We start from the raw sequence: 21,649 nt of genomic DNA on the forward strand, positions 1-21,649 counted from the left end.
CGGGGTGTCCACGTAGCGGTGTCCGTCAAGGGCGCCGCGCCCCGGCGGCTAGGCTGCACCCCGTGAAGGTCCTCGTCATCGGCGGCGGCGCCCGCGAACACGCCCTGTGCCGCTCTCTGTCCCTCGACCCCGACGTCACCGCTCTGTACTGCGCTCCCGGCAACGCCGGTATCGCGGAGGTGGCCGAACTGCACCCGGTCGACGCCCTCGACGGCGACGCCGTCGCGCGCCTCGCCGCCGACCTGGGCGCCGAGCTGGTGGTCGTCGGCCCGGAGGCGCCGCTCGTCGCCGGGGTCGCCGACGCCGTGCGCGCCGCGGGCATCCCCTGCTTCGGCCCCTCCGGCGAGGCGGCCCAGCTGGAGGGCTCCAAGGCGTTCGCCAAGGACGTGATGGCCGGGGCAGGCGTCCCGACCGCCCGTAGCTACGTCTGCACCACCCCCGCCGAGATCGACGCCGCCCTCGACGCCTTCGGTGCCCCGTACGTCGTCAAGGACGACGGTCTCGCCGCCGGCAAGGGCGTCGTCGTCACCGACGACGTCGAGGCGGCCCGCGCCCACGCCCTGGCCTGCGACCGCGTGGTCATCGAGGAGTTCCTCGACGGCCCCGAGGTGAGCCTCTTCGCGATCACGGACGGCACCACCGTGCTGCCGCTCCAGCCCGCGCAGGACTTCAAGCGCGCCCTGGACGACGACGAGGGCCCGAACACCGGCGGAATGGGCGCGTACTCCCCGCTCCCGTGGGCCGACCCCAAGCTGGTCGACGAGGTCATGGAGTCGGTGCTCCAGCCGACCGTCGACGAACTCCGCCGCCGCGGCACCCCGTTCTCCGGGCTGCTGTACGCGGGCCTCGCGATCACCTCGCGCGGCGTCCGGGTGATCGAGTTCAACGCCCGCTTCGGCGACCCCGAGACCCAGGTGGTCCTGGCCCGCCTGAAGACCCCGCTGGCCGGTGTCCTGTTCGGCTCCGCCAACGGCACGCTCGACGAACTGCCCCCGCTCAAGTGGCGCGACGACGCCGCCGTCACCGTGGTCATCGCCTCGCACAACTACCCGGGCACGCCGCGCACGGGCGACCCGATCGAGGGGCTCGACGACGTGGTGGCGCAGGACGCCCCGCACGCGTACGTCCTGCACGCGGGCACCAGGCGGGAAGGCGACGCGATCGTCAGCGCGGGCGGCCGGGTGCTGTCCGTGACCGCGACCGGCAAGGACCTCGCGGGCGCCCGGGAGCGCGCCTACACGGCGGCGGCCCGCATCCGTCTCGACGGCTCGCACCTCCGTACGGACATCGCCCGGAAGGCCGCAGAGGGCTGAGCCCGCCCTCCGGGGCTCCGGGGCCAGGGGGCCCGGGAGCCGACCGTACGCCTCCCCGCGTCGCACGCAACGACGTGCCTGCGACGCGCTGACAAGCACCGACGCGCCGCTGCCCCATGGACAGCGGCGCGTCAGCACCTTTGCCCAAAGCCATTCCATCGAGTGACGACTGCGCCATCCGGATGACGCCCGCCGAGGCCCCAACTAGGGTGCGGCGCAAGCATTCCGGCACTTGGCCCACTGGCATTGCGATGTCAGTGACGGGTGCCACAGTGGGGGAGTGAGCAACACCGCCGCGGGGGCAGAGGGGGTGACGTCCGGACGTGTCCGGCACCGGTACAAGTGAGGAGCTGGGTGCGCTGAGTGCGCGTGCCCGAGCTCACGCCGTGCTGCGCATCCGCGGCAGGGCAGCAGCCGTGGCGATCCTGCCGGCGGCGGTGGCCGTCGTGCTGCTGGTGGCGGGTGCCCAGGGCCTCGCCGTGGGCAGCGGCTGGGACAAGGCGCGCTGGGCGGTGACGGCCTTCGCGGTCGTCGTGCTGCTCATCGCCGCAGCGGTCGCGGTCGCGGTCGTACGGGCGAGGCCGGCGGTCAGCCCGACCGTCCCGCTCCCGGAGAAGGCCGCCCCCGATCTCTACCGCCTGGTCAGGGACCTGGCCGACCGGCTCGGGGTTCCGGCGCCCTCGGCGATAGCCCTGACGCCCGACTGCGACAGCTGGCTGGAGGACCGCACCCACCCCTCGGCGCAGCTCCTGGCGGGTGCCGGCCCAGATCCGGCCGCGCATTCCGCGACCCGGTCCCGCCGCCGGGTCCAGGCGACTCCGGTGCTGGTCATCGGTTCGCCGTTCCTGTGGTGGATGCGGGTCGCCGAGCTACGGGCGGTACTCGCCCCGGTCGTCGCGGGCACCGGCCCGTCCGCGCACCCCGACATAGCCGCCGCCCGCCGTTTCGTACGGGGGCTCGACGGAGCGGTCGCCGACGCCGCCGCACCCGTGGCGGGTCCGCTGGCCGGGCCGCGCAGAGTGCACCGCGCCTTCGTCGGCCGGATCGCCAGGCTGCTGCTGCGCAGCTGCCGAGGCCACGCCGCCGAGATGGAGCGGAGCGTCGCCGCCGCGGCGTCGGTCCGTGCACAGGGTGTGGATTACGGTCTGCGGATCGTCGCCCAGGAGCAGGTCGGCCTCGCCTACGCGGGCTGGGACCGGCTGCTCACCCGGGTCGCCCTGCCCGCCTGGCGGATGGGCCGCTGGCCGTCCCGGCTGGACGCGGGCGTGGTGTCCGCCCTCACAGAGCTGTCCCGGCGCGACCGGCTCGCCGACGGTTTCGCCTCGCGGCTCGGCGAGCGCCCCGCCTGCGACCTCCTCGAGGAGCCGGGCGCGGCCGACGAGGCGGCTTCGCTGCTGGCGGCCCGCCTGTTCCACGGCGGCCCGGCCTGTACGGGGCCGGACTGGTCGCCGGTCGACTGGCAGCAGTACCCGGAAGAGGTCGTCGACCGTAAGTGGCGTACCGAGGCCGCCCGCCTGCACCGTGTCCTCGACGCGATGGCCTCCGCGCCCACCCCGGCCGGCGCGCCGCTCACCCCGGCCGACGCACCCACCCCGTCGGGCGCACCCGCCACGCCCACGACAGGTCCCACCCCCTGCGGCCCCGACCGCTTTGATGGCTCCCACGCCCCGCGTGACGACCGCCACCCGTCCAGCAACCCCCCCAGCACCCCCGCCGCCCCCAGCACCCCCTCCCGCCCCGTCGCCTGCTCCATCGACGCCGGGATGCCCACGCTGGCCCGCGTCGTCGAGCATCTGGCAGGCCGGGCCGGGGGCAGCGAGGAGCTTGCCGCGGGGATCAGCGCCGCGGTGGCCCGTGAGGAGGCCGCGGAGCAGCAGCACCGGGCCGCTGCCGCCTCCGGCCGGTCGGGCGCCCCGTCCGCCGCCGGCGCCGACGGGGACGTCCTGGACGTCTGGGGCCCCGACCCCCTCCCGCTCTTCCAGCTCCAGCCGCCCCGCACGGGTACGGAGCTGCTCGCCGACCACGTCGCGGCCATGGTCTGCTGCGCCGCGGTGGACACGGCGGGCGCGGCGCCCGGACTCGACTGGCTCGACGGCCCCGCACTGCTGATCGAGGGCGAGCGTCGGGCGGACCTGGGCAGTCCGGTCCTGAGCCTGGTCGAGGACGGGGACGCGGAACCGCTGCGGTCCTGGCTCGCTTCCATCGGTGTACGCACCGACAAGCCCGTCCGCCTCGTCTGAACCACAGGCCCCGGCGGTCACGCCACAAGCACCACAGACACCCCAACGTCGGGAATAGTGCGTTCCGTTCACGTCAATTCGCGACGAACGGTGACGGAGTGCGTGCGTTATGTGATGTGCTGGGGATCGACGCTGACGGTCGGCGCATCGCTGTTGGCGCATTGATGACGCATGACCACGGGCGATCGACCGCCGGAGACCGCCCGTCGGCCACCGACCATCCACTGTTGTCTCGGGGGACTTGAGGGAGGGAAACGGTATGGGGGCGGAGCAGATTCGACGATGGGAGTCGGGTGCCCTCGCGCATGCCGTCTCCGACCCCTTCGGTCAGGGCCCCCTGCCCTGGCTGCGCGGCAGCGAGAACTACTTCGACGACACCGGGCACGTCGTCCCCTGGTACGCCGACCCCGCCCTGGCCCGCTCCCCCGACGGCGGCACGCGCACGGCCGACGACGTGCACCGTCAGATCAAGGGTTTCATCTCCACGGGTGCCGCGGCCCCCGGTGAGGCGATCGACTTCCACATCACCGTGGACCCGCCCCAGCAGTTCTCCGTGGACATCTACCGCATCGGCCACTACGGCGGCGACGGCGCCGCCCAGATCACCACGAGCCCCCGGCTCTCCGGCATCGTCCAGCCCGCGCCGCTCACCGCCGACCGCACGGTCTCCTGCCACCACTGGTGGCAGTCCTGGCGGCTCCAGATCCCCACGTACTGGTCGATCGGCGCGTACGTGGCCGTGCTCACCACCGTGGACGGATACCGCTCCCACATCCCGTTCACCGTCCGCGACGACCAGCCGGCCGATCTGCTGCTGGTCCTTCCGGACATCACCTGGCAGGCGTACAACCTCTATCCGGAGGACGGCCGCACCGGCGCCAGCCTCTACCACGCCTGGGACGAGCAGGGCTGTCTCCTGGGCGAGGAGGACGCCGCGGTCACCGTCTCCTTCGACCGCCCCTACGCGGGCGCCGGCCTGCCGCTCCACGTCGGTCATGCCTACGACTTCATCCGGTGGGCCGAGCGGTACGGCTACGACCTCGCGTACGCCGACACCCGGGACCTGCACGCGGGCCGCGTCGATCCGGCCCGCTACCGGGGCCTGGTCTTCCCCGGTCACGACGAGTACTGGTCCGTGCCCATGCGCCGTACGGCCGAAAGCGCCCGCGACGGCGGCACCTCGCTGGTATTCCTCTCCGCCAACACCATGTACTGGCAGGTCAGCCTGTCCCCGTCGCCTTCCGGCGTCCCGGACCGCCTGCTCACCTGCCGCAAGCGCCGCGGCCCCGGGAAACCCGCCCTGTGGCGCGAGATCGACCGCCCCGAGCAGCAACTCCTCGGGATCCAGTACGCGGGCCGGGTCCCCGATCCGCACCCCCTGGTCGTACGGAACGCCGAGCACTGGCTCTGGGAGGCGACGGGCGCGGGCGAGGGCGACGAGCTCGACGGCCTGGTCGCCGGCGAGGCCGACCGCTACTTCCCGCGCACCGCACTCCCCGAACACGAGAACCGCATCCTGCTCGCCCACTCCCCGTACCTGGACAGCGAAGGCGTCAAACGCCACCAGGAGACATCCGTGTACCGCGCCCCGTCCGGGGCGATCGTCTTCGCCTCGGGCACCTTCGCCTGGTCCCCGGCACTGGACCGCCCCGGCCATGTGGACGCCCGCATCCAGCGGGCCACCGCCAACCTCCTCGACCGCATCTGCAAGCGCGACTGAGCCCGGCTCGCCGCAACGCCGGCCGGGGCCAGGGAAGTCGGCGCCACGGACGCCCCCGCTCCATCCCATCGCACCCCGATACGGGAGAATCGGAACGACTCCTGGATCAACCTACGCGGAGGCAGCGTGTCCGGATTTGTAGAAAAGCCCGAGCCGGTGCAGGTCCCGGGCCTCACCCACCTGCACACCGGCAAGGTGCGCGACCTGTACCGGAACGAGGCGGGCGACCTCGTCATGGTCGCCAGCGACCGCATGTCCGCGTACGACTGGGTCCTGCCGACCGAGATCCCGGACAAGGGCCGAGTGCTCACCCGGCTCTCGCTCTGGTGGTTCGACCAGCTCGCCGACCTCGTACCGAACCACGTCCTGTCCACGGAGCTCCCCGCCGGGGCCCCCGCGGACTGGGCCGGCCGCACCCTGATCTGCAAGTCGCTGCGGATGGTCCCGGTCGAGTGCGTCGCCCGCGGCTACCTCACCGGCTCCGGCCTCGTCGAGTACAACGAGTCCCGCACGGTCTGCGGTCTCGAGCTGCCCGAGGGACTCGTCGACGGCTCCGAGCTCCCGGCACCGATCTTCACTCCCGCCACCAAGGCGGCCGTCGGCGACCACGACGAGAACGTGAGCTTCGAGGAAGTGGCCCGCCAGATCGGCGAGGAGACCGCCGGCCGGCTGCGCAGGGCCACGCTGGACGTCTACGGCAGGGCACGCGACATCGCGCGCGAGCGCGGCATCATCCTCGCCGACACCAAGTTCGAGTTCGGCTTCGCGCCCACCGCCGACGGCGGCGAGGAGCTGATCATCGCGGACGAGGTGCTGACCCCGGACTCCTCGCGCTTCTGGCCCGCGGCCACCTGGGAGCCGGGCCGGCCCCAGCCCAGCTACGACAAGCAGTTCGTACGTGACTGGCTGACCTCGCCGGCCTCCGGCTGGGACCGCAAGAGCGAGCAGCCGCCGCCGGCGCTGCCCCCGGAGATCGTGGACGCGACCCGGGCGAAGTACCTGGAGGCGTACGAACTCCTCACCGGTACGCCCTGGCAGTAGGACTGCCCGACGAACACGAAGAAGCCCCCGGCCGGAAGGCCGGGGGCTTCTTGCTGAACCGAGCGGACGACCAGGTTCGAACTGGCGACCTCAACCTTGGCAAGGTTGCGCTCTACCAACTGAGCTACGTCCGCAAGCGCCGAAGCGCGAGAACCACTATACCCATCCGCGCTGCCGTGCGAGACGCACCGCGGCATGGCGATTCTCCGCTCCGAGCTTCGAGGCGGCCGCGGAGAGGTAATTCCGTACGGTTCCCTGCGACAGCGAAGCCCGCTCCGCGATCTCCGCGACGGGCGCCCCGTCCGCCGCCAACTCCAGTACCTCGGTCTCCCGCGCGGTCAGCGGAGAGTCCCCGGCGGAGATCGCGTCGGCCGCCAACTCCGGGTCCACATAACGGTTTCCGGCATGCACGGTGCGGATGATCCCGGCCAGCTGCCGGGCGCTGACGGTCTTCGGCACGAAGGCCCGCACGCCCGCCGCGAGCGCCCGCTTGAGGTGTCCGGGCAGGCCGTGACTGGTCACGATCATCGTCCGGCAGCCGGGCAGTTCGGCCCGCAGAGATGTGGCGACACTCACACCGTCGGCGCCCGGCATCTCCAGATCGAGGACCGCAACATCGGGCCGGTGGGCCCGAGCCATGGCCAGGGCCTCCGGGCCGGTCGCGGCCTCCGCGACCACCACGAGGTCGTCCTCCAGAGCCAGCAGCGCGGCCAGTGCGCCCCGGATCAGGTGCTCGTCGTCGGCGAGCAGCACCCGTACGGTCGTCATCGTCGTTCCTCCTGAAGGGCGGGTGCCTCCCGGGCGGCAGGTGGCTTGTCGAGGCGGCCCGGAGACGCCGCCCCCGGCCCGAGCGGAGACGCCGCCCCCGGCCCGAGCGGGATCGTAGCCGTGAGCCGGAACAGGCCGTTCCCCGCCGGGCCCGCGTCCAGCGAACCGTCGACCACCCGCAACCGCTCCCGCAGCCCCGCGAGCCCGGAACCGCCCGGTCCCGAGCCGTCGCCCGCCCCGGAACTCCCGCCCTGCCCCGCGTCGGCCACCGCCGCCCCGTCGTTCTCCACCAGCAGCACGACCGCGTCCGCCGAGGCTCCGAGCCGGATCGTGCAGTGGCGCGGATCGCCGTGCCGCAGCACATTGGTCGCCGCCTCCCGCACGACCCAGCCGAGCGCCGACTGCACGGGCGCGGGCAGCCGGTCGCCGGCGTCGCCCGTCACCTCGCACCCGATCCCGGCCGCACTCAACACCCCCCGGGCACCGGCCAGTTCCGTACTCAGATCGGCCTCCCGGTATCCCCGTACGACATCGCGCACCTCCTGCTGCGAGGTGCGGGCTATCCGCTGCACCTCGACCATCTGGTCCACCGCCTCCGGCCTGCCGCGCTGGGCCAGCTCCACGGCCAGCTCGCTCTTCAGCGCGATCACGGCGAGATTGCGGCCCAGCACGTCGTGCAGGTCCCGCCCGAACCGCAGCCGCTCCTCGGCGACCGCGAGCCGGGCCTGGAGATCCCGGGCCTCCTCGGCCTGCCACATCACACTCAGGCTCCAGGCGCTGGGCCGTACGGAGATCAGGACGAGCACGCAGCCGAAGAGCGAGGCCGGCACCACCCCCGCCAGTGTCCCGCCCCGCACCCCGACCGCGGCGAAGACGCCGACGCCCAGCGCGGTGACGGCGAGCGACTGGATCAGGAACGTGCGGACCGGCACCAGCAGGGTCTGCGTTATCGCGAACGCCACCGGCGCGTTCGAGGCCATGATGAGCAGCCCGGCATCCTCGATACCGTCCACCCTTGCCATCGTCGCCAGCAGCCCCAGGCTCACCATCAGCAGAACCAGGGGCGGCAGCTGCCGCCGCCGGGGAAAGACGGCGGTGCCGAGATAGTGCGCGAACGACAGCTGGACGTTGCGGTTGCTCAGCAGGCACTGCACCAGGCTCACGAGCAGCAGTGCCACGCCCAGGGCGATCGGCAGCGGCGCTTGGCGGATGTCCGACTCGAAGGGGGGCAGCTGCCACGCAAGGGTGAAGAGCCACGGCATCACCGAGAGGGTCACCCGCGAGTACAGATCGATCCGCTCCAGCTTGCTGCGCTTCTGCCACCTGCGGCGCCAGCCCCGCACGAGCACCGACACGGCACGTCCCCCTCAGCGTCGCGGATCCCAGCGGAACCACCGCTGCACAGCAAACACGGCGAACCCGGTCCAGGCCAGCCCGGTCATGGCGGCCACGAGCAGGTCGGAGCCGCCGGTCCCGCCCAGCCAGCCCGTCCGCACGAGCGTCATCACCCCGGTCACCGGCAGCAGTTCGCACACGGACGCCATCGGGTCGGGCATGATCTCCAGCGGCACGAAGAGCCCCGAGCCCATCATCGAGACGAAGAACAGCGGGAGGGTGGTGAGCTGCGAGGTCTGCACGGTGCGGGTCACCGCGGAGGTGGCCGCGGCCAGTACCGCCAGCAGCACCACGCCCAGCAGCAGGCCCGCCAGGAGCAGTTCGGGCCGCTGCGGCGCGGCGAGGCCGAAGAAGGCCGTCCCCGCCACCACGATCACCACGGTCTGGGCCAGGGCCAGCGCGACCGACGGCAGGGCGGTCCCGAGGAGGATCTCCCGGTCGGTGACCTCGCCGGTACGCAGCCGCTTCAGGACGAGGTCCTCGCGCCGCGCCACATAGGACGAGACCAGGTTCATGTAGACGGCCTGGATCAGCACGATGCCGATGCCGCCGCTGAGCGCGGCCGCGGCGACGGACAGGCCGGTCCCGTCGAGAACGGACTGCTTCAGCGTCGACTTCATCGCAAGGACCATGGCGGCGGGCATCAGCAGCGAGACGAACACCGCCGTCCGGTTGCGGGCGAGCAGGGCGACCTCGGCGCGCCCGAGAGCGGTCAGCCGACCCCGGAGCGTCGTGCCGGGCGCCGTGCCCGTTCCGGCCGCGCCGGTCGTCGCACCAGTCGCACCGGTCGCACCAGTCGCGCTGTTCGCACCGGTCGCACCGGTCGCGCCGGCCGTGCCGGTCGTCATCACGCAGCCACCTTTTCGGATTCCGAGGCGCTCTGCGCGATGTCGAGAAACGCCTCTTCGAGAGAGGCCGAGCGGGCATCGAGGCCCAGCAGCCGGACGTCCGACTCCCTTGCCCAGGTCAGCAGTTCGTCCAGGGACTCCTGCAAGCGGTGGGTACGGATCTCGATCCGGTGGCCCGCGGCGGCTGCCCGCAGTCCCAGTGGGAGCCGGGCCGCCGGCACTCCCTCCGGCAGCTCGAACCGGATGCGGGCGGGGCGGGCGGCCGTCACCTCGGCGGTGGTGCCCGCCGTCACTATCCGTCCCCGGTGCATGATCGCCAGCCGGTCGGCGAGCGTCTCGGCCTCTTCCAGGTAATGCGTGGTGAGCAGGACGGTGGTGCCGCCGTCCCGCAGCTCGCGGACCAACTCCCAGGTGTCCCGCCGTCCTTCGGCGTCGAGCCCGGTGGTCGGCTCGTCCAGGAACAGCACCTCGGGCCGCCCGAGCAGGGCCAGCGCCAGGTCGAGACGGCGCCGCTCGCCACCGGAGAGCTGCTTGACCCGCACCCGCGCCCGATGGCCGAGCCCGACCAGCTCCAGCGCCTCACCGGCCGGGCGCGCGCCGCTGGTGCAGCCCGCCCACATCCGTACAGTCTCGGTGACCGTCAGCTCGGACGGGAAGCCGCCTTCCTGGAGCATCACCCCGATCCGCGGCCGGACGGCGGCGCGCTCGCGGAACGGGTCGTGCCCGAGCACCCGGACCGTGCCGCCGTCGGGCGCGGCCAGGCCCTCCAGCAGCTCGACGGTGGAGGTCTTCCCGGCGCCGTTCGTACCGAGCAGGGCAAAGAGCTCGCCGCGCGCGACCGAGAAGGAGACACCGGCCACGGCCTCGAAGCCGCCCGCATAACGCCGCCGCACACCGGCTGCCTCGATCACCGGACCGGAGGCGGTCGTGACGGACGGGGAGACGGAGGTGGATGCGGATGCGGAAGTGGATGCGGCGGGTGCCTCAGTCCGGTCCGCGCGGTTGCCCGGGATGTCGTCGCTGGTCATGACTACAGATTTCCGCGGGACCGGCGACGCGATCAGTGCGAGCTGTCATCACTGCTCATGACAAACGTCATGTGGGGGCAGGCACGACGAAGGCCCTGGTCGATATCGACCAGGGCCTTCAATTCGATCAAGAGCGGACGACGAGATTCGAACTCGCGACCCTCACCTTGGCAAGGTGATGCTCTACCAACTGAGCCACGTCCGCATTGCTGCCGCTCATTGTACTCCTCGAAAGGAGTTCGTCGGGCGGTGCGAGCATCACTCTACCCGATCCACCGGAGTGGTCGATAAGAACGATGCAGAGCGGGTGACAGGAATTGCACACTGCGCCTTCCCCCTGGAAGGGGGATGTTCTGCTACTGAACTACACCCGCACGCTGCGTGAGGTTCGGCTTTGCGGCCTTGCCCCTCGGCGTGCTCCAGACTTTAGCCGACCTGCGGGGGTGTAGCGCAAGTCGGTGCCCGCAGGGTGTCGCCGGCGGGGGTGCCGGGGGCCCTGCCGGCCGGTCAACTCGCTTCGCGGAACGCCTCGTAGACCTTCTTGGGGATCCGGCCGCGGGCCGGTACTTCCATCTGGTGCGAGCGCGCCCAGGCGCGCACGGCCGCCGGGTCGGGAGCGAGGGAAGTGTGCCGGTACGACACCGGGGTCCTGCCGTGCTTGCCGGCGTTTGTCTGCTTTCGGCCCGCCGCCATGTACGGCGCGAGGGCCTTGCGCAGTTTCTTTGCATTGGACGTATTGAGGTCGATCTCGTACGACTTCCCGTCCAGGGCGAAGGTGACCGTTTCCGCCGCTGCTCCCCCGTCGATGTCGTCGGAGAGCGTGACCACTACGCGCTGAGCCACGGATATCGGTCCTTTCCTACGGTATCGGCGCGTCCGGTGTGCGCTGATACCGGCCTTCCGGCAGGTAGGCGGATACGGCGTCGACGGGTTGCCGACTGTTTAGGGTCGATGCTGCATTCCCCGGTAATCATTTGTACAGCGGCGGGTGCCGCATTGTGAAGTCCATGCAATTACCTCCGCGTGTCAGCCTTCTATGTGTGCTGGTGGTGAGGATTTTTTTGCAGGACTTTCCCCATGTGTTGTCGCGTCCGATATCTGGGCGTGATCAAGGTTCTTGATATCTACCCGCGTAGAATTTCTGGCCAGGTAGGCTGAGGGGACCTGCGGGGGTCTGGGGAGCCCCCCGGAGAAACAGCCGCACCACACCACCACCGGGAGTGCCAGTGGCACGCGTCGTAGTCGACGTCATGCTCAAGCCCGAGATCCTCGACCCGCAGGGACAGGCGGTGCAGCGTGCACTGCCCCGTCTCGGCTTCGAGGGAATCGCGGACGTACGTCAGGGAAAGCGTTTCGAGCTCGAGGTAGAGGGGCCGGTCGACGACGCCGCCCTCGGCCGTATTCACGAGATGGCCGAGACTTTCCTCGCCAACACCGTCATCGAGGACTTCACCGTGAAGGTGGAGAAGGCCGAGGAGCCGAAGTGACTGCTCGTATCGGAGTCGTCACCTTTCCCGGCACGCTCGACGACAAGGACAGCCTGAGGGCCGTGCGGGTCGCGGGCGCCGAACCCGTATCGCTGTGGCACCGCGACAAGGACCTGCACCAGGTCGACGCGGTCATCCTGGCGGGCGGCTTCTCCTACGGCGACTACCTGCGGGCCGGAGCCATCTCCCGCTTCTCGCCGGTCATGGAGACCGTCATCGAGCAGGCGAAGGCGGGGATGCCGGTCCTCGGCATCTGCAACGGATTCCAGATCCTGACCGAGGCACATCTGCTGCCCGGCGCGATGCTGCGCAACAACCACCTGCACTTCATCTGCCGTGACCAGAAGCTGCGCGTCGAGAACGCGGAGACCGCCTGGACCTCGGACTACTCCGCGGGCCAGGAGATCTCCGTACCGCTCAAGAACATGGACGGGCGCTACGTCGCCGAAGAGCGGGTGCTCGACGAGCTGGAGGCGGAGGGCCGGGTCGCCTTCCGCTACCTGGACAGGAACCCCAACGGCTCGCTGCGGGACATCGCCGGCATCACCAACGCCGCAGGCAATGTCGTCGGCCTGATGCCGCACCCGGAGCACGCCGTCGAGCCGCTGATCGGAACCGGCCGCACCGACGGTCTCGGTTTCTTCACCTCGATCATCAAGAAGCTGGTCAACGCATGAGCCTGGATACGGTCAAGCACGCGGCCGAGACCCCGGACGTCGCGCAGCCCTGGAAGGAGCTCGGCCTCAAGGAGGACGAGTACGCCCGGATCCGCGAGATCCTGGGCCGCCGTCCCACCGGCGCCGAGCTCGCCATGTACTCCGTGATGTGGTCCGAGCACTGCTCGTACAAGAGCAGCAAGGTCCACCTCAAGCAGTTCGGCGAGAAGGTCCCCGCCAACGACGCGATGCTCGTCGGCATCGGCGAGAACGCCGGTGTCGTCGACGTCGGTCAGGGGTACGCGGTCACCTTCAAGGTCGAGTCGCACAACCACCCCTCGTACATCGAGCCCTACCAGGGCGCGGCCACCGGCGTCGGCGGCATCGTCCGCGACATCCTCGCCATGGGTGCCCGCCCGGTCGCCGTCGTCGACCCGCTGCGGTTCGGCGCGGCCGACCACCCCGACACCAAGCGCGTCCTTCCGGGCGTCGTCGCGGGCATCGGCGGCTACGGCAACTGCCTGGGTCTGCCGAACATCGGCGGCGAGGTCGTCTTCGACGCCTGCTACCAGGGCAACCCGCTCGTCAACGCCGGCTGCATCGGTGTGATGAAGCACGAGGACATCCACCTGGCGAAGGCCTCGGGCCCCGGCAACAAGGTGATCCTCTACGGCGCCCGCACCGGCGGCGATGGCATCGGCGGCGTCTCCGTGCTTGCCTCGGAGACCTTCGAGTCGACCGGTCCGGCCAAGCGCCCGGCCGTCCAGGTCGGCGACCCGTTCCAGGAGAAGCTCCTCATCGAGTGCACCCTGGAGATCTTCAAGGAGAAGCTCGTCGCGGGCATCCAGGACCTCGGCGGCGCCGGGCTCTCCTGTGCCACGTCCGAGCTGGCCTCCGCCGGATCCGGCGGCATGCGCGTCGAGCTGGACACCGTGCCGCTGCGCGACTCCTCCCTCTCGCCCGAGGAAATCCTCATGAGCGAGTCGCAGGAGCGCATGTGCGCGATCGTCGAGCCGCAGCACGTCGAGCGCTTCCTGGAGATCTGCGAGAAGTGGGACGTCATCGCCACCGTCATCGGTGAGGTGACCGAGGGCTCCCAGCTGGAGATCTTCTGGCACGGCGAGCAGATCGTCGACGTGCCGCCGCGGTCCGTCGCCCACGAGGGCCCGACGTACCACCGTCCGTTCGCCCGCCCGTCCTGGCAGGACGCGCTCCAGGCCGACGACGCGGGCAAGCTGGCCCGGCCGGCGAACGGCGCGGAGCTGCGCGAGCAGGTCCTCAAGCTGGTCGCCTCGCCGAACCAGGCGTCGAAGTCCTGGATCACGGACCAGTACGACCGGTTCGTGCAGGGCAACACCGTGCTCGCGATGCCCGAGGACGCCGGCATGGTCCGGATCGACGAGAAGTCGAACCTGGGCGTGGCCATGGCGACCGACGGCAACGGCCGGTACGCCAAGCTCGACCCGTACACCGGCGCGCAGCTCGCGCTGGCGGAGTCGTACCGCAATGTCGCCGCCTCCGGCGCCAAGCCGCTGGCCATCTCGGACTGCCTGAACTTCGGCTCGCCCGAGGACCCGGACGTCATGTGGCAGTTCGCCGAGGCCACCCGTGGTCTCGCGGACGGCTGCCTGGAGCTGGGCACCCCGGTCACCGGTGGCAACGTCTCGCTGTACAACCAGACCGGTGAGACGGCGATCCACCCGACGCCGGTCGTGGCCGTGCTCGGCGTGATCGACGACGTCAACCGGCGTACGCCGGTCGCCTTCGCGGAAGAGGGCCAGCTCCTCTACCTGCTGGGCGACACGCGTGAGGAGTTCGGCGGCTCGGCCTGGTCCGAGGTCATTCACAATCACCTCGGCGGCATGCCGCCCAAGGTCGACCTGGGCCGCGAGAAGCTGCTCGGCGAGATCCTGATCTCGGCCTCCCGCGACGGCATGATCGACGCGGCGCACGACCTCTCCGACGGCGGTCTGATCCAGGCGGTCACCGAGTCCTGCCTGCGCGGCGGGAAGGGTGCCCGGCTGGTCGTGCCGGACGGTCTGGACGCGTTCACGTTCCTCTTCTCCGAGTCGGCGGGGCGCGCGATCGTCTCGGTGCCTCGGAGCGAGGAGCTCCGCTTCAACGACATGTGCGGTGCGCGGGGTCTGCCCGTCGCCCGGATCGGTGTCGTGGACGGCGCGGAGATCGAGGTCCAGGGTGAGTTCAGCATTCCGCTGGACGAGCTGCGTACGGCGCACGAGGCGACCATTCCGGCTCTGCTCGCCTGACGTACCCGTTCCTGTCGAGGACGGCCCCGCCCTGTTCATGGGCGGGGCCGTCCTCGTATCGTCAGGTGCGGGAATTCCGGCGGAATTCCGTTTCATCGGTGGAGCGGGGTGAGTGGCTCCGTCGGTTGCTGCGGCGTGGTGAATTCGGCGGTATTGGTGTCTGCCGCTTCCGGCTTCGGTTCCGGTTCGCGCCGGGACGGCAGCCGGGTCGCCAGAACGGTCGCCAGGAGCATCACCCCGGTCGCGGCCCAGAAGACCACATTCGTCGAGGCGACAAAGGCCTCCAGCGCCTGCTGGTGGGCGTGGCCGGTCAGCCGGCCCATGGTGCTGGTCGTGCCGCCGGGGCCGCGGGCCGCGTAGACCCTGCTGAGTACCGTGCCGAAGAGCGCGGCGCCCAGCGCGCCGCCGAGGTTCTGGAAGAACCGGACGCCCGTCGTGGCCACGCCCAACTGCTCGGCAGGCGCGGTGTCCTGGACCAGTTGGACCAGCTGGCCCATGAGCTGCCCGAAGCCGATGCCCATCAGCAGCAGCGCGGCGCGCACGGTCCAGAGGCTGGTGTCGGTGGAGAGCGTGGCGAGGAGGGCCAGGGCGGCGGACGCGCAGGCCGTGCCGCTGAGGACGAAGGCCTTCTGCGACCAGCCGGCCGCGGCCGGCCTTTCGGAGAGCAGTCCGACAGCCGTCATCCCGATCGCCATCGGGATCAGACAGAGCCCGGCCGACGAGGCGGCGATCCCCCGTACGGCCTGGAGATGGTGTTCGTGTCGAACACGGCCGGCAGGATCGTGGCGATGCAGAGCACGAAACCTATGACGCGCTGACGGTGGGTCATGGCTGCTGAACTGACTGTGGGCATGACGGGCTCCCCCTCCCCAGCGACGTGCTGCCGCTGTGGCCGGGCACCACCCTGGCCCATAAAAATGTAGCGAGTCAAGAATTCATCTGGGATCAACATTCATCCTGGTACAGTGACGTCATGACCGAGGGGATGAGCCTGCGCGAGCGCAAGAAGCTCCAGACGCGGCACCGCTTGCTGGCCGCGGCCACCGAACTCTTCGCCGAGCGAGGCTTCGACAAGGTCTCGGTCGCCGAGATCGCGGAGGCGGCCGAGGTGTCGAAGATGACCGTCTTCAACTACTTCGCCGGCAAGGAGGACCTGGTCCTCGCTCCCATGGAGGAGCACGTCGGCGATGTCGCGCGCACGGTACGGGACCGGGCCCCCGGCGAATCCGCCCTGGCCGCAGTGCGCGGACAGTTCCTGGCCGCCGTCGAGCAGCGCGATCCCTCGGTCGGAATGAGCGACCTGCCGGTGGTACTCGGAGTGCGCCGGCTGATCCAGGAGACCCCGGCGCTGCTCACCCGGGCCCACGCGTTCTCCATGCGCTCCTTCGACCTGCTCGCCGAAGTGCTGGTCGAGGAGGGGGAGGAGCCGGCCATCGCGCGGGTCGCGGGCGCCCAGCTGATCGGCACCCGCAACGCCCTCATCCACGCGAACCAGCAGCGGCTGCTGGCGGGGGATTCGGCGGACGCGATCGCCGCGGACGCCGCCGCGCTCGCCGAGCGCGGTTTCGCCCTGCTCGCCGGTGGCCTGGGCGACTTCGCGATCCGGCGCTGAGGCCGCCCGCCCGGCTCGGCAGCCCTCAGGCCGACCGGCCTTAGGCTCACGGACATGCCGCCGTCCCAGAAACGTGCCCGCCGCTACGACCCGGTCAAGACCCGTGCCGCGGTGCTGGCCCAGTTCGCCCACGTACGGGAAGCCGTCCGCACCCTGACGCCCGAACAGCTCGCGCAGCCGACCCGGCTCGGTGACTGGACCGTGCGCGAACTGGCCGTACACCTGACCATGGCGCTCTCCGGCCTCACCCGGCATCTGGAGCTGCCGGAACCCGCCGCGGCGAAAGCCGGCCTCACGCTCGTCCAGTGGCCGCTCGCGACCGCGGACCGGGCGGCCGGCATCGCCGACGACACCAGGACGCTCGCCGTGGACCGCCCCGACCTGGAGGCGCTGTACGAGGAGGCCGTGGGGCGGTTCGAGGAGCTGGTGCCCGGGGCCGGCGACGAGCGGCTGGTGGCGACGCGGGTCGGGGTGATGCGGCTGGCCGACTTCCTCGTCACCCGTACCGTCGAACTCGTCGTGCACACCGACGACCTGAACGAGGCGACCGGCCTCGACATCCCGTACGACCGGCAGGCACTCGCCGCCTGCACCCGGCTGCTCGCCGACGCCCTCGCGGAGAAGGCGCCGGGCGGCTCGGTCGAGGTGCGGGTCCCGCCGTTCGCCGTCGTCCAGTGCGTGCCGGGCCCCAAACACACCCGGGGTACGCCGCCCAACGTCGTCGAGACCGATCCGCTCACCTGGATCCGGCTCGCCACCGGGCGTACGGAGTGGGCGCGGGCGCTCGACGAGGCGAAGGTCGGCGCCAGCGGGGAGCGGGCCGACCTCGCCGCCCTGCTGCCCCTGATGGGGTGAGGGCGTACGGGATCGGCCACCGCGCGCTGTCTCTCTCAGGTCCCCTTCGGATACGGCAGCAGTCCGGCGTCGGTCCGCTCGCAGGATGCCCGCAGCTCGGCCGGCAGCTCCGGTTCGGCGGCCGCCCGGTCGGCCTGTTCGCGCTGGTCGTGGGCGGGCTGGAACAACTGGTCCTTTCCGCCCCTGCCCCGGTAGTACCTCCAGTCGCCCCGGCGCAGCGGCCGTTCCCCGCGCACCCGCCGGAACAGATCGCGCTCCCGGGGCTGCTCGCCCCGCAGCAGATATCCGGCGAGGCTGACGCCGTCCAGCGGATACGCCGGGTCCGGCCGGGCGCCGCCGAGCTCCAGCAGGGTCGCCGTCCGGTCGGGCGAGAACAGCGGCAGATCGCTCACCTGGTGAGGATCGATCCTGGCGGGCCGGCGCGGCAACGCCGTAACCCGGATGCCGCCCTCCCGGAGCGAGCTCATGTTGCCGGAGAGCGGCCACTGGTACGAGAACCGCTCGCCGCCGTTGTCGCCGGCGACGTGGCGGCGCTCCACGAGTGTGACCGAGCGGTCACCGAGGGGCCGGGTCTGCATGGTGCTGGAGCCTGCCAATCGGACAGGCGCGTGTCGACGGCGGTCTCGCACTGCGGACCTCGGGGACCGGCACGCCGCACTGCGTGGATCGGCGGAGCATCCCGTGGGCCGGAGGGTCGCATCGTGGTCATCGGTGACCGCATCCCGGGCATCGCGGTGTGAGGCTCGCCACGAAACGCGCGTTCGGTCGGACTTCCCGCCGGACCACCGGTCGCCTCACCGAGCGCCACCATCCGGCCCGGCGGACCTCATGGCCCGAGTGGCCGGAACCCGACGGTAACCGGGCGCTGATCCGGGCGACCGCCGCCGCGTGGCCCGATCCGCACTCCGTCGAACCCGATGGATGATCACTCCGCGTGACCGACCGAAACCCCCCTCGGACCGTTCCCGGGAACGCTTCCCGGGTGGTCCGGACCGGTATCTCGAATTCGGACCAGTGGTCGATCTCGCCTACACTCGGTGGCGTGCCTCGTGGTGATGGACGACTCAACCACGACCTGCTCCCCGGAGAGAAAGGCCCCCAGGACGCTTGCGGCGTCTTCGGTGTCTGGGCTCCGGGCGAAGAGGTCGCCAAGCTCACCTATTTCGGACTGTATGCCCTGCAGCACCGTGGACAGGAGTCCGCGGGCATCGCAGTGAGCAACGGGTCCCAGATCCTGGTCTTCAAGGACATGGGACTGGTCTCGCAGGTCTTCGACGAAACGTCTCTGGGATCTCTCCAGGGCCATATCGCGGTCGGCCATGCCCGCTACTCCACCACCGGTGCCTCGGTGTGGGAGAACGCGCAGCCGACGTTCCGTGCGACCGCGCACGGCTCGATCGCCCTGGGTCACAACGGCAACCTGGTCAATACGGCCAAGCTCGCCGAGATGGTCGCCGCCCTTCCCCGCAAGGACGGCCGCGCCACCCAGGTCGCCGCGACGAACGACACCGATCTGGTGACCGCGCTGCTCGCCGGCCAGACCGACGAGGACGGCAAGCCGCTCACCATCGAGGAGGCCGCCGCCAAGGTGCTTCCCGAGGTGAAGGGCGCCTTCTCGCTGGTCTTCATGGACGAGCACACCCTCTACGCCGCCCGCGACCCGCAGGGCATCCGCCCGCTGGTCCTCGGCCGGCTGGAGCGCGGCTGGGTGGTGGCCTCCGAGTCCGCCGCCCTCGACATCTGCGGTGCCAGCTTCGTACGCGAGATCGAGCCGGGCGAGCTCGTCGCCATCGACGAGAACGGCCTGCGCACCTCGCGGTTCGCGGAAGCGAAGCCCAAGGGCTGTGTCTTCGAGTACGTCTACCTGGCCCGCCCCGACACCGACATCGCCGGGCGCAACGTCTACCTCTCCCGGGTGGAGATGGGCCGCAAGCTGGCCGCCGAGGCCCCGGTCGAGGCCGATCTGGTCATAGCGACACCGGAGTCCGGCACCCCCGCCGCCATCGGTTACGCGGAGGCCAGCGGCATCCCGTTCGGCGCCGGACTGGTGAAGAACGCCTACGTCGGCCGGACCTTCATCCAGCCCTCCCAGACCATCCGGCAGCTGGGCATCCGCCTCAAGCTGAACCCGCTCAAGGAAGTCATCAAGGGCAAGCGCCTGGTGGTCGTCGACGACTCGATCGTCCGCGGCAACACCCAGCGCGCGCTGGTCCGGATGCTCCGCGAGGCCGGTGCCGCCGAGATCCACATCCGGATCTCGTCCCCGCCGGTGAAATGGCCCTGCTTCTTCGGCATCGACTTCGCGACCCGCGCCGAGCTGATCGCCAACGGCATGACGGTCGACGAGATCTGCACGTCGATGGGCGCGGACTCGCTCGCGTACATCTCGCTCGACGCCATGGTCGAGGCGACGACGATCGCCAAGCCCAACCTGTGCCGCGCCTGCTTCGACGGTGAGTACCCCATGGAGCTCCCGGACCCGGAGCTGCTCGGCAAGCAGCTGCTGGAGACCGAGCTGGCAGCAGGCCCTGCGGCGACCGCCGCGGCCGACGCGCTGCGTCGTCCGTGACGGCCCAGCCGCACACCTCCGGCCACCAGCCCCGTATTTCCACACGAAAGATCCCAGGCAATGTCTGAGACAACAGGTGCTTCCTACGCGGCAGCGGGCGTCGACATCGAGGCCGGCGACCGTGCCGTCGAGCTGATGAAGGAGTGGGTGAAGAAGACGCAGCGCCCCGAGGTCGCGGGCCTCGGCGGCCTCGGCGGCTTCGCCGGACTCTTCGACGCCTCGGCCCTCAAGCGCTACGAGCGTCCGCTGCTCGCCTCCGCCACCGACGGCGTCGGCACCAAGGTCGACCTCGCCCGCAAGATGGGCGTGTACGACACCATCGGCCACGACCTCGTCGGCATGGTCGTCGACGACCTGGTCGTCTGTGGTGCCGAGCCGCTCTTCATGACCGACTACATCTGCGTCGGCAAGGTGCACCCCGAGCGTGTCGCGGCCATTGTGAAGGGCATCGCCGAGGGCTGCGTCCTCGCGGGCTGCGCCCTGGTCGGCGGCGAGACGGCCGAGCACCCCGGCCTCCTCGGCCCGGACGACTTCGACGTCGCCGGTGCCGGAACGGGCGTGGTCGAGGCCGACCGGCTGCTGGGCCCGGACCGTATCCGTAAGGGGGACGCCGTGATCGCCATGGCGTCGTCCGGTCTTCACTCCAACGGGTACTCGCTCGTCCGGCACGTGTTCTTCGACCGGGCCGGCTGGTCGCTGGACCGCCAGGTCGAGGAGTTCGGCCGCACGCTCGGCGAGGAGCTCCTGGAGCCCACCAAGATCTACTCGCTGGACTGCCTGGCGCTCACCCGTACCACCGAGGTGCACGGCTTCAGCCACGTCACCGGCGGTGGCCTGGCCAACAACCTGGCCCGGGTCATCCCGGACGGACTGCACGCCACGGTCGACCGCTCCACCTGGACCCCCGGCGCGGTCTTCGACCTGGTCGGCAAGGCCGGACAGGTCGAGCAGCTGGAGCTGGAGAAGACGCTGAACATGGGCGTCGGCATGATCGCGATCGTCCCGGCCGAGTCCGTGGACGCGGCACTGACGACCCTCGCCGACCGCGGGATCGAGTCCTGGGTCGCGGGCGAGATCACCGAGCGCGGGGCACACACCTCGGGCGCGGAGCTCGTCGGCGGATACGCGCGATAGACACGAGGCGGGCACACCGGGGCAACCCGATGGCCGCTACCTCCTCGGCCGCCGGAACTCCAGCAGTTCCGGCAGCCGAGGAGAAGACTCGGGAAACCGGATTCCGCGTGAGCGGCCGGACCGGGCCGGGACAGCACAGAACCCGGTCCGGGACAGGCCCGGACCGGGTTGATGTGTCAGCGCGAGGTCAAGCGCCGCGGCGCTGTGACGACGGACCGGACTTGTCGTCCTCGTCCTCGTCCTCGTCGTCGTTGTACAGATCCGCGTACTGTGCGTACGGGTCATCTTCCTCGTCGTCGTCCTCGAACGGCTCTGCGTTCGGTGGTTGACTCGAAGGCGATGCGCCCAGCTCATTGGCCAGACGCGACAGGTCAGTCCCGCCGCTGCTGTACTTCAGCTGGCGGGCGACCTTTGTCTGCTTGGCCTTTGCCCGGCCGCGCCCCATGGCTCGACCCCCTCGGTGACGGGGCTCGACGGCCCCAGAGTCTTGACACGCGTTCATGTTTCAGGACGGACCCTCGGATGAGAGACCGTGCCCGTAGGGCTTTAACGGTACCTGCTTCCGCGGCCATACGGTACGCCGCCCGCATCACGCGCCCCGGAAGGAGACCGGCGAGAAGCCCCGTCCTCGCTGGTCAACTGCGATTTTAACCTCTTCTCGGCACGCGACCCGCCGACCGGCGTGAGTCTTGTCTCTCCGGTCGACGGGTCGGGGA

General features: G+C 70.9%; 18 protein-coding genes, 3 tRNA genes and 1 pseudogene. 11 read left to right on the top strand and 11 right to left on the bottom strand.

Annotated elements, in window-relative coordinates; all coding sequences use genetic code 11:
* Positions 1-62 precede the first annotated feature (62 nt).
* From purD to ACIRJP_RS21070, 4 genes are all read left to right on the top strand, one after another.
* Complete coding sequence (purD, locus tag ACIRJP_RS21055) at positions 63-1,313, top strand: phosphoribosylamine--glycine ligase (RefSeq protein WP_404176162.1); 1,251 nt, start codon at positions 63-65, stop codon at positions 1,311-1,313.
* 323 nt (positions 1,314-1,636) lie between these two features.
* Positions 1,637-3,553: a hypothetical protein gene (locus ACIRJP_RS21060; protein ID WP_404176165.1), complete on the top strand. Its 1,917-nt coding sequence runs from the start codon at positions 1,637-1,639 to the stop codon at positions 3,551-3,553.
* A gap of 259 nt (positions 3,554-3,812) precedes the next feature.
* Positions 3,813-5,273, top strand: coding sequence for a N,N-dimethylformamidase beta subunit family domain-containing protein (locus ACIRJP_RS21065; RefSeq protein ID WP_404176168.1), 1,461 nt, complete (start codon positions 3,813-3,815; stop codon positions 5,271-5,273).
* Positions 5,274-5,399: 126 nt separating this feature from the next.
* Complete coding sequence (locus ACIRJP_RS21070) at positions 5,400-6,314, top strand: phosphoribosylaminoimidazolesuccinocarboxamide synthase (protein WP_404176171.1); 915 nt, start codon at positions 5,400-5,402, stop codon at positions 6,312-6,314.
* A 61-nt stretch (positions 6,315-6,375) separates the two neighbouring features.
* Here ACIRJP_RS21070 and ACIRJP_RS21075 read toward each other — a convergent pair.
* From ACIRJP_RS21075 to ACIRJP_RS21110, 8 genes are all read right to left on the bottom strand, one after another.
* A tRNA-Gly gene (locus ACIRJP_RS21075) sits at positions 6,376-6,448 on the bottom strand.
* Between the two features lie 22 nt (positions 6,449-6,470).
* Complete coding sequence (locus ACIRJP_RS21080; RefSeq protein ID WP_072488568.1) at positions 6,471-7,082, bottom strand: response regulator transcription factor; 612 nt, start codon at positions 7,080-7,082, stop codon at positions 6,471-6,473.
* The gene (locus ACIRJP_RS21085; RefSeq protein ID WP_404176285.1) at positions 7,079-8,431 is read right to left on the bottom strand and encodes a sensor histidine kinase; all 1,353 of its coding nucleotides are present in this window, start codon (positions 8,429-8,431) and stop codon (positions 7,079-7,081) included. Before ACIRJP_RS21085 ends, ACIRJP_RS21080 begins: the two co-directional genes overlap by 4 nt.
* An 18-nt stretch (positions 8,432-8,449) precedes the next feature.
* The gene (locus ACIRJP_RS21090; RefSeq protein ID WP_404176175.1) at positions 8,450-9,325 is read right to left on the bottom strand and encodes an ABC transporter permease; all 876 of its coding nucleotides are present in this window, start codon (positions 9,323-9,325) and stop codon (positions 8,450-8,452) included.
* Positions 9,325-10,353, bottom strand: a complete 1,029-nt coding sequence (locus ACIRJP_RS21095) for an ABC transporter ATP-binding protein (RefSeq protein WP_404176178.1) — start codon at positions 10,351-10,353, stop codon at positions 9,325-9,327. The genes ACIRJP_RS21090 and ACIRJP_RS21095 overlap by 1 nt, the downstream gene beginning before the upstream one ends.
* 132 nt (positions 10,354-10,485) lie before the next feature.
* Positions 10,486-10,558: transfer RNA gene (locus ACIRJP_RS21100), tRNA-Gly, on the bottom strand.
* Between the two features lie 97 nt (positions 10,559-10,655).
* Positions 10,656-10,727 (bottom strand) — tRNA-Gly (locus ACIRJP_RS21105).
* A gap of 133 nt (positions 10,728-10,860) precedes the next feature.
* Positions 10,861-11,196: an Lsr2 family protein gene (locus ACIRJP_RS21110; protein ID WP_266731079.1), complete on the bottom strand. Its 336-nt coding sequence runs from the start codon at positions 11,194-11,196 to the stop codon at positions 10,861-10,863.
* Positions 11,197-11,579: 383 nt separating this feature from the next.
* Between ACIRJP_RS21110 and purS the strand changes: the two genes are divergently transcribed.
* Genes purS through purL form a run of 3 tightly spaced genes read left to right on the top strand, consistent with a single transcriptional unit; the run spans position 11,580 to position 14,763 of the window.
* Positions 11,580-11,840 (top strand): phosphoribosylformylglycinamidine synthase subunit PurS, encoded by a 261-nt coding sequence (purS, locus tag ACIRJP_RS21115; RefSeq protein ID WP_124720043.1) that lies wholly within the window; start codon positions 11,580-11,582, stop codon positions 11,838-11,840.
* Entirely contained in the window at positions 11,837-12,517 is a 681-nt protein-coding gene (gene purQ / locus ACIRJP_RS21120; RefSeq protein WP_404176183.1) for a phosphoribosylformylglycinamidine synthase subunit PurQ, read from the top strand. The genes purS and purQ overlap by 4 nt, the downstream gene beginning before the upstream one ends.
* Positions 12,514-14,763 carry a phosphoribosylformylglycinamidine synthase subunit PurL gene (gene purL, locus ACIRJP_RS21125; RefSeq protein WP_404176186.1) on the top strand — a complete coding sequence of 750 codons (2,250 nt, stop codon included), beginning with the start codon at positions 12,514-12,516 and terminating at the stop codon, positions 14,761-14,763. The genes purQ and purL overlap by 4 nt, the downstream gene beginning before the upstream one ends.
* Before the next feature lie 92 nt (positions 14,764-14,855).
* On the opposite strand, the gene ACIRJP_RS21130 is transcribed toward purL, so the two are convergent.
* Positions 14,856-15,698 carry an MFS transporter gene (locus ACIRJP_RS21130; protein WP_404176288.1) on the bottom strand — a complete coding sequence of 281 codons (843 nt, stop codon included), beginning with the start codon at positions 15,696-15,698 and terminating at the stop codon, positions 14,856-14,858.
* A gap of 38 nt (positions 15,699-15,736) precedes the next feature.
* Between ACIRJP_RS21130 and ACIRJP_RS21135 the strand changes: the two genes are divergently transcribed.
* Both ACIRJP_RS21135 and ACIRJP_RS21140 read left to right on the top strand, forming a co-directional pair.
* Positions 15,737-16,375 carry a helix-turn-helix domain-containing protein gene (locus ACIRJP_RS21135; protein WP_351262185.1) on the top strand — a complete coding sequence of 213 codons (639 nt, stop codon included), beginning with the start codon at positions 15,737-15,739 and terminating at the stop codon, positions 16,373-16,375.
* Positions 16,376-16,429: 54 nt separating this feature from the next.
* On the top strand, positions 16,430-17,230 hold the full coding sequence (locus ACIRJP_RS21140; RefSeq protein ID WP_404176189.1) for a sterol carrier family protein: 801 nt from the start codon (positions 16,430-16,432) through the stop codon (positions 17,228-17,230).
* Between the two features lie 35 nt (positions 17,231-17,265).
* On the opposite strand, the pseudogene ACIRJP_RS21145 reads toward ACIRJP_RS21140, so the two are convergent.
* Positions 17,266-17,751 (bottom strand): annotated as a pseudogene (locus tag ACIRJP_RS21145) (twin-arginine translocation pathway signal protein); the annotation flags it as partial.
* A 521-nt stretch (positions 17,752-18,272) separates the two neighbouring features.
* On the opposite strand from ACIRJP_RS21145, the gene purF reads away from it, so the two are divergent.
* Entirely contained in the window at positions 18,273-19,799 is a 1,527-nt protein-coding gene (purF, locus tag ACIRJP_RS21150; protein WP_404176192.1) for an amidophosphoribosyltransferase, read from the top strand.
* Between the two features lie 60 nt (positions 19,800-19,859).
* A complete protein-coding gene (gene purM, locus ACIRJP_RS21155; RefSeq protein ID WP_266731068.1) occupies positions 19,860-20,933 on the top strand; it encodes a phosphoribosylformylglycinamidine cyclo-ligase in 1,074 nt (357 codons plus the stop codon).
* A 187-nt stretch (positions 20,934-21,120) separates the two neighbouring features.
* Here purM and ACIRJP_RS21160 read toward each other — a convergent pair whose 3' ends face one another.
* A complete protein-coding gene (locus ACIRJP_RS21160; RefSeq protein ID WP_072488579.1) occupies positions 21,121-21,378 on the bottom strand; it encodes a DUF3073 domain-containing protein in 258 nt (85 codons plus the stop codon).
* Between the last annotated feature and the right edge of the window lie 271 nt (positions 21,379-21,649).

The organism is Streptomyces sp. NPDC102437, from assembly GCF_044765565.1.
In the GTDB taxonomy this organism is placed as follows: domain Bacteria; phylum Actinomycetota; class Actinomycetes; order Streptomycetales; family Streptomycetaceae; genus Streptomyces.

What these genes read in the sequence shown, in the direction of transcription:
- ACIRJP_RS21065 (WP_404176168.1), top strand. Translation starts at nt 3,813, where the DNA reads ATGGGGGCGGAGCAGATTCGACGATGGGAGTCGGGTGCCCTCGCGCAT.
- ACIRJP_RS21080 (WP_072488568.1), bottom strand. Translation starts at nt 7,082, where the DNA reads ATGACGACCGTACGGGTGCTGCTCGCCGACGACGAGCACCTGATCCGG.
- ACIRJP_RS21090 (WP_404176175.1), bottom strand. Translation starts at nt 9,325, where the DNA reads ATGACGACCGGCACGGCCGGCGCGACCGGTGCGACCGGTGCGAACAGC.
- ACIRJP_RS21095 (WP_404176178.1), bottom strand. Translation starts at nt 10,353, where the DNA reads ATGACCAGCGACGACATCCCGGGCAACCGCGCGGACCGGACTGAGGCA.
- purL (WP_404176186.1), top strand. Translation starts at nt 12,514, where the DNA reads ATGAGCCTGGATACGGTCAAGCACGCGGCCGAGACCCCGGACGTCGCG.
- ACIRJP_RS21135 (WP_351262185.1), top strand. Translation starts at nt 15,737, where the DNA reads ATGACCGAGGGGATGAGCCTGCGCGAGCGCAAGAAGCTCCAGACGCGG.
- ACIRJP_RS21140 (WP_404176189.1), top strand. Translation starts at nt 16,430, where the DNA reads ATGCCGCCGTCCCAGAAACGTGCCCGCCGCTACGACCCGGTCAAGACC.
- purM (WP_266731068.1), top strand. Translation starts at nt 19,860, where the DNA reads ATGTCTGAGACAACAGGTGCTTCCTACGCGGCAGCGGGCGTCGACATC.
- ACIRJP_RS21160 (WP_072488579.1), bottom strand. Translation starts at nt 21,378, where the DNA reads ATGGGGCGCGGCCGGGCAAAGGCCAAGCAGACAAAGGTCGCCCGCCAG.